Origin of the sequence: Porcipelethomonas ammoniilytica (genome assembly GCF_025567485.1) — a bacterium.
In the GTDB taxonomy this organism is placed as follows: Bacteria; Bacillota; Clostridia; order Oscillospirales; family Ruminococcaceae; genus Porcipelethomonas; species Porcipelethomonas ammoniilytica.
The window spans coordinates 1-339 of sequence record NZ_JAOQKH010000116.1; the positions used below are offsets into that span (position 1 = coordinate 1).

At 45.1% G+C, this 339-nt stretch carries 1 protein-coding gene; it reads right to left on the bottom strand.

Translation table 11 applies throughout. From position 1 onward, the window contains the following. Nucleotides 1–339: prealbumin-like fold domain-containing protein (locus tag OCV67_RS13565; protein ID WP_178085199.1), on the bottom strand; the 339-nt coding region annotated here is incomplete at both ends.

The window sequence follows — 339 nt, forward strand, 5'->3', positions numbered from 1 at the left end:
TACGAACAATACATACGCCGTTTTTCCCGCCTCAACTATTACTGTCTTATCACGGACATTTGTGTAAATACTTGAGGTTTTCTCCGAAACCTTGTATGTGCCGGGCTTAAGACCGGGTATTCTGATATATCCGTCTTTGCCTGTGGTGTAGTCTCCGTCGATTCCGTTACCGGTAATATGGAATGTAATTCCTTCCACCTTGTTATCGTCCGGAGAACTTTTCTTTATCCACAGGCTGCCGTTTTCTACGCCCTTTACAGCTGCGTAATAATCACGGGGATCAGCCTGAAGCTTGGTGATAGTCTGATTGTTTGATCCGTTTGTCAGTACGAGCATTCC